General features: G+C 60.3%; 4 protein-coding genes. 2 read left to right on the top strand and 2 right to left on the bottom strand.

Annotation, left to right across the window (positions count from 1 at the left end; all coding sequences use genetic code 11):
* Window positions 1–692, bottom strand: a 692-nt coding sequence (locus ACESMZ_RS16590) for a branched-chain amino acid transaminase (RefSeq protein ID WP_372973022.1), incomplete at its 3' end; no start/stop codon positions are given.
* 77 nt (window positions 693–769) lie between these two features.
* Window positions 770–3,667 carry a bifunctional [glutamate--ammonia ligase]-adenylyl-L-tyrosine phosphorylase/[glutamate--ammonia-ligase] adenylyltransferase gene (gene glnE, locus ACESMZ_RS16585; protein ID WP_372973021.1) on the bottom strand — a complete coding sequence of 966 codons (2,898 nt, stop codon included), beginning with the start codon at window positions 3,665–3,667 and terminating at the stop codon, window positions 770–772.
* 135 nt (window positions 3,668–3,802) lie between these two features.
* Between glnE and ACESMZ_RS16580 the strand changes: the two genes are divergently transcribed.
* Window positions 3,803–4,960 carry a potassium channel family protein gene (locus tag ACESMZ_RS16580; protein ID WP_372958867.1) on the top strand — a complete coding sequence of 386 codons (1,158 nt, stop codon included), beginning with the start codon at window positions 3,803–3,805 and terminating at the stop codon, window positions 4,958–4,960.
* Window positions 4,961–5,004: 44 nt separating this feature from the next.
* Window positions 5,005–6,375 carry a magnesium transporter gene (gene mgtE / locus ACESMZ_RS16575; protein WP_372958866.1) on the top strand — a complete coding sequence of 457 codons (1,371 nt, stop codon included), beginning with the start codon at window positions 5,005–5,007 and terminating at the stop codon, window positions 6,373–6,375.
* Window positions 6,376–6,401: the final 26 nt, after the last annotated feature.

Genomic DNA, 6,401 nt, shown 5'->3' with positions numbered 1-6,401 from the left:
TCCTTGCAGAAGTCCAGGATGGTCTGGCGGGTGATGCCTTCCAGGCAGGAGGTCAGCTCCGGGGTGTGCAGCACGCCGTCGCGATAGATAAAGATGTTCTCACCAGAGCCTTCGGCCACGTAGCCTTCGTTGTCCAGCAACAGGGCCTCTTCGGCACCGCCAGAAATGGCTTCATTGAGGGCCAGCATGGAGTTGATGTAGTTGCCGTTGGCCTTCGCCTTGCACATGGTGATGTTTACATGGTGGCGAGTGTAGGACGACGTGCGCACCTTGATGCCCAGTTCCTTGGCTTCCGGCGACATGTAGGACGGCCAGCTCCAGGCGGCGACCATCACGTGTACCTGCAGGTTATCGGCACGCAGGCCCATGCCCTCGGAGCCCAGGAAGACCATGGGGCGCAGGTAGGCTTCGTCCAGGTTGTTCTCGCGAACTGCCGCACGCTGGGCTTCATTCAGCTCATCCTTGGTGAACGGCATCTTCATGTTCAGGATATGAGCGGAACGGAACAGGCGATCGGTGTGCTCTTTCAGCCGGAAAATGGCCGGGCCCTGGTCGGTATTGTAGGCCCGCACGCCTTCGAAACAGCCCAGGCCATAGTGCAGGGTGTGGGTCAGGACGTGGGTCTTGGCTTCCCGCCAGGGAACCATCTCTCCATCCAACCAGATCAGGCCATCGCGATCAGCCATCGACATTGTTGTTACTCCTGGAAAACGTTTTTCGGAAAAACGGCAGTCTATCAGGAAAAATCACCGAAAAGAAGTATAGCAAGCTAACCATTCATTACTTTTTGCCACATCTTGCGGACGTACTCCCGCTCGTCCGGAAACGCATCCCCCACTACCTGGCTGTTCAGGTTCTGTAAGGCCCGGCGGTGGATGGTGGAGCGCAGGGTAATAAAGGTTTCCCGCAGCTTTTCCGTGTCCTCCACAGGCAGGACTCCGGCCCTGCCCAACTCCTCAAGTTGCCGGATATTATCCGACCACTGGGTTAATTCGGGGTGGGCATGGGACTGGCTCAGCATCAGGTACTGCACCAGGAACTCAATATCGATCAGGCCTCCGGTGTCATGCTTGATGTGGAAAACCTCGCCCTGGCGGGCTTCGGGAGTACCCAGGCTGGCGCGCATTTTCTCCCGCATGTTGACCACCTCGGTGCGCAGCTTTTCCGGGTCCCGCTGCTGGCAGAGTATCTCGTGGCGAAGGGCCTCAAATTTCTCCAGGGTAGGCTCGCAACCGGCAACCCCCCGGGCCCGGGCCAGGGCCTGGTGCTCCCAGGTCCAGGCGTCATTGCGCTGGTATTTGTCAAAGGCGGTCATGGTGCTGACCAGCAGCCCGGAATTGCCGGACGGGCGCAGGCGCATGTCCACTTCGTATAACTGGCCGGAGGGTGTCTGGGTACTGAGGATGTGAACGATGCGCTGACCCAGGCGGGTGTAGAACACCGCGTTGTCGATGGGCTTGTCACCATCGGTGGCCTGCTCCGGATCCGCGTCATGGATAAAAACCAGATCCAGGTCTGAGGTATAGCCCAGCTCCAGTCCGCCCAGCTTGCCATAGCCAATAATGGCGAAGTCGGTGTCACAGGCGGAGCCATCCCCGCGACGGGGATAACCATGACGACTGACCAGGTTGGCGAAGGCCACGTCCACAACATGGTCCAGCACCACTTCGGCAATCCAGGTGAGGTAGTCGCTCACTTTCATCAGCGGCAAAGTACCATGCAGCTCGGAGGCCGCCACCCGCAGTATGTGGGCCTTTTTGAAATGGCGCAGGGACTCCATCTGCTCTTCAAGATCCTCGAAAGGAATCCGCAGCATCTGCTGGCGCAGATCGTCTTCCAGCTCCGCCTTGGCCGGCGGGTGGTAGAGGTTCTCGGCGTTCAGCAGCTCGTCCAGCAGCAGGGGGGTTTCTGCCAGCTGACGGGCGATCCACGGGCTCTCACTGCACAGCCACACCAGCTGCTTGCGGGCACCAGGGTTCTCCAGTAACAACACCATGTAGGCGGTCCGGCGCAGGATAGCTTCGACCAGCTGCAGAACCCGTTCAAGGGTCTCTGAAGGCTGCCCGACGTGGCTGAGGGCCTCCAGCAATACCGGCATGAACTGGTTTAGCCGCTGCCGACCCTGGCTCTGCATGACCTGGACCGTGCGGCTCTCCCGCAATTCTTTGAGTGATGCGAGACTGGCCTGTGGGTCCTCGAAGCCCTGCTCGGCAAGCCAGCTGAGGGCATCTTCCTCCTCTATTTCTGCCAGCCATAATTCCTGCCAGCTTTCATCCAGGTCCGTGGTGCCGTCCTCTTCGTCCTCCAGGGCAATAATATCGGCAAAATGCCTGGCCACCCTGTCACGATGCTCATTCAGGGTATCCAGGCAGGCCTGCCAGCTATCGAACCCCATAATAAGGGCCACCCGTGCCTGGCTCAGCTCATCCTCCGGCAATAACTGGGTCTGTTTGTCTTCCATACCCTGCAGGGCATGCTCCAGGTTGCGCAGGAAGATATAGGCATCCCTCAGCTCCCGGACCACCATTGAAGGCAGCAACTCCAGGGCCTCAAGTTCCCCGAGAATGGCCAGTAATTCACGTTGCTGCAACTCCCGATCCCGCCCACCACGAATCAGCTGAAAGGCCTGGACCACAAACTCGATCTCACGGATGCCGCCACTGCCCAGCTTGATGTTGTTTTCAAGGCCCTTGCGCCGCACTTCCCGGTTGATCATGGCTTTCATGGAGCGGAGGGATTCGAAGGCGCTGAAGTCAATATATTTGCGGTAAACAAAGGGGCGCAGGCTTTCCATCAGCACCCGGCCAGCCTGCTGGTCACCGGCGACCACCCGGGCCTTGACCATGGCATAGCGCTCCCATTCTCGCCCCTGGTCCTGATAGTAGGTTTCCAGCGCGGCAAAGCTCAGGGCCAGGGCACCACTCTGGCCATAGGGCCGCAGGCGCATGTCCACCCGGAACACGAACCCGTCAGCAGTAATCTGGTCCAGGGCCTGAATCAGCTTCTGCCCCAGGCGGATAAAGAACTGCTGATTGTCCAGGGAACGGCGACCGCCCCGGGTCTCTCCCTTGCCGGGGAAGGCGAAGATCAGATCGATATCCGAGGAAATATTGAGTTCATGGCCACCCAGCTTGCCCATGCCCAGAACGACCATTTGCTGGGGTGCCTCTTCACCAGTGCCGGGGTCGATACCATAGGGTGTGCCGTATTGTTCGCAAACCTGGGGGTACAGCCAGTCCAGCGCAGCCTGGATACAGGTGTCCGCGAAGTCACTGGCCGCGGCGACGGTCTCGTGGTAATCCGCCAGGCCCGTCACGTCCCGCCAGATCATGCGGAACTGACTCTCCCGACGGAACTGACGCAGCGCCCGGTGCAAGCCGGCCTCATCGGAGACGTCTTCCAGGTATTGCTGCCAGCGCTGGCGCAGACTGTCGCCAGTCGTGGGCTCGGTCAGCGGCCGGGCTGCCAGGGCCTGCTCCACCAGTTCACTGTGGCGCTGCAACGTCTCCCGCAGGAAAAGACTGCGAGCCATGGCGCCGGCAAGGTCCGACTCCTTCAGGCCGGCATCACGGATCCAGGCCGGAACCCCATCCGGAAACACATGCCCCCAGGCATCCGCCACCTCCGCCGATAGTGGCTCCGGCAGACTGCTCCACGGCTCTGACATAACGCAACCCCCTGACTCTCTGTTATATTCCGTCTACTCTATACGTCAGGAGGCTGTGCACAACCCCTGCCGTAAACCTCACAGGGCAAACAACGCCAACCATCACCACACAGGAACTGCCGGGAACCCACCCAGATGCTGCCCAACCGCCGTCCCCTGAACCCGGAACATCAGCTCACCCACCTGCCCATGTCGGGTATCATCCGGAATCGGCTAAAGTTGCTGTTCCAGCTTCTGGTGGGCCTTGTTGCAACTCACACCCTGATCCTCTGGGCCGCAGAACCCCTGACGCTGCCAGAATCCATCTGGCTGGCCATGACCACACTGACCACCGTGGGCTTCGGCGACCTGGCACCAACCACGGTGATCGGGCGCATCAGTACCATTGCGCTGATGTATGTAACGGGCATAACGTTGCTGACACTCATCATCAGCGACTATATCGAATACCGCTTCTACCGCCGGGAGCGAATCCTGACCGGCCGCTGGAGATATGACATGAAAAACCACGTGCTGATTATCAACACACCCCGACGGGGCGGCGAGCAGTATTTCATGCGCATCGCCACCCAGCTGCGCTCTGTGCCCGGCTATGAGAGCGTTCCGATCATGATACTGACCCAGCAGTATCCCACCGGCCTGCCTCCGGAGCTCCGTGATATCGGCCTGGTGCACTACCACGGCACCGGTGCCAGCGAGGCTGACCTCAAGGCGGTCCATGCCGGCCTGGCGCGCCATATCCTGGTGCTGGCACTGGATGAGACCGACCCGGGCTCGGACAGCTATACGTTCGATATCGCCCATCGACTGAGCGAACTGAACCTGGCGGGGAAAACCACGGTGGAGTGTGTCCGGGACGACAACCGGCAACGCTTCCGGTCCATCGGTATACGGTCGACCATCCGGCCGGTACGTACCTACCCGGAAATCATGGTTCGTGCGGTGGTGTCACCGGGCACCGAAAAGGTGCTGGAAGACCTCTTCAATTATGAACAGGATCACCCGCACAGGTACGACCTGACACTGGACGACCTGATCTGGTCTGATATAGTCAGCGCCCTGATTCGCCACGGTATCGGCACTGCGCTGGCTTATATCGACGATAACGAAAACGTTGTCTGCCATCCCGAACCGAACGAAGAGGTGGAAGGCAAGGGCCTGATCGTGCTCGTCAAATCCAGTGAAACCCCGGACGTATCGGTGGTGGAAGAAGCCCTCGAGCGGTACCGCCAATTCCTGGAAAAGTGGCACACCATGCACGAGCCGCCAGCGAATCCGGAAGCACCCCGATAACGCCCCTGGCCCATGAACCCGGCCCCCTGAAGAGGCACCGCAGCGTGGCATTCCTGGACTCTGACTTTTTTCAACCCCTCGATACCGCCCTGGCCTCCGGCGACCCGGAGGCCATTCGCGCTGCGGCATCAGCCTTTAACGCGGCGGACCTGGCCGAGTTCATTGAATATACCCACGACGAAGACGGCGACCTGGGCCTGAAGCTTCTGCAAAGCCTGCCGGTGGAACTGCAGGCAAAGATCTTTGGTTACATCGGCCCGGATATGCAACGGGTATTTGCGCGCCTGATTCCCAACCGGGAGCTGGCTGGTATTGTCACCGACATGTCGGCGGACGAGCGGGCTGACTTCTTCAATATCCTGGATGAAAACCAGCAACACGCCCTGTTCCAGTCCCTGGCCAGCCGTGAGCGGGAAGACCTGCGACGCCTGGCCAGCTTTGAAGAAGGTACCGCCGGGGCGCTGATGACCTCGGACTATGCCGTGGTCACCTCCGGCATGACTGTCGCCTCTGCCCTGGCCCTGCTACGCAACACCGCACCGGACAAGGAAACCATCTACCAGGCCTATGTGGTGGACCAGGACCACTGCCTGCTGGGGGCTATCTCCTTACGTAACCTGATCACCAGTGCGCCGGGTGCCCTGGTGGACTCGCTGATGGCCACCGGCCTGGTCTCTGCCCAGACCCATACCAGGCAGGAAGAAGTGGCGCGACTGATCTCCCGCTACGACCTGATTGCGCTGCCCATTACTGACGACGACGGGCGCCTGGTGGGCATTGTGACCTACGATGATGCCATGGACGTGGCGGAAGCCGAAGCCACCGAAGACATCCATAAGGGTGCCACGGTAGGCAAGCTGGAGACCGGCCTGAAAACCGCCTCACCCTTTTCCCTGTACCGGTCCCGGGTGCAGTGGCTGGTGATCCTGGTATTCGCCAATATCTTTACCGGCGCAGGCATCGCTTATTTCGAGCAGACCATTTCAGAGCACATTGCTCTGCTCTTCTTTATGCCCCTGCTGGTGGCCAGCGCCGGTAATGCCGGTGCCCAGTCCGCCACCCTGATGGTGCGGGGCATGGCCACCGGCGACGTTTCCACCCGCGACTGGGGCATGCTGCTGGGCAAGGATATCCTGGTGGCGACAGGGCTCGGGCTCACCATGGCGGTGGCGGTAATGGTGGTCGGGTTGTTCCGGGCCGGACCGGCCATTGCGATGGTGGTGGCCATCTCCATGGTTCTGGTGGTACTGATTGGCAGCATCGTGGGTATGTTGCTGCCCTTCCTGCTGGACAAGCTGAACTTTGACCCAGCTACCGCCAGCACCCCACTGATCACCACCATTGCGGACGTCAGCGGGGTACTGATCTACTTCAGCATTGCCACCGCCATACTTGGGCTTGGCACCGACGCCTGAGACCGCCAGGCCCGCTGGAAACCTGC

It is taken from the genome of Marinobacter sp. (assembly GCF_041690615.1).
Taxonomy (GTDB): Bacteria; Pseudomonadota; Gammaproteobacteria; order Pseudomonadales; family Oleiphilaceae; genus Marinobacter.
This window is presented reverse-complemented; position numbering and strand designations above follow the sequence as displayed.

What these genes read in the sequence shown, in the direction of transcription:
- glnE (WP_372973021.1), bottom strand. Translation starts at nt 3,667, where the DNA reads ATGTCAGAGCCGTGGAGCAGTCTGCCGGAGCCACTATCGGCGGAGGTG.
- ACESMZ_RS16580 (WP_372958867.1), top strand. Translation starts at nt 3,803, where the DNA reads ATGCTGCCCAACCGCCGTCCCCTGAACCCGGAACATCAGCTCACCCAC.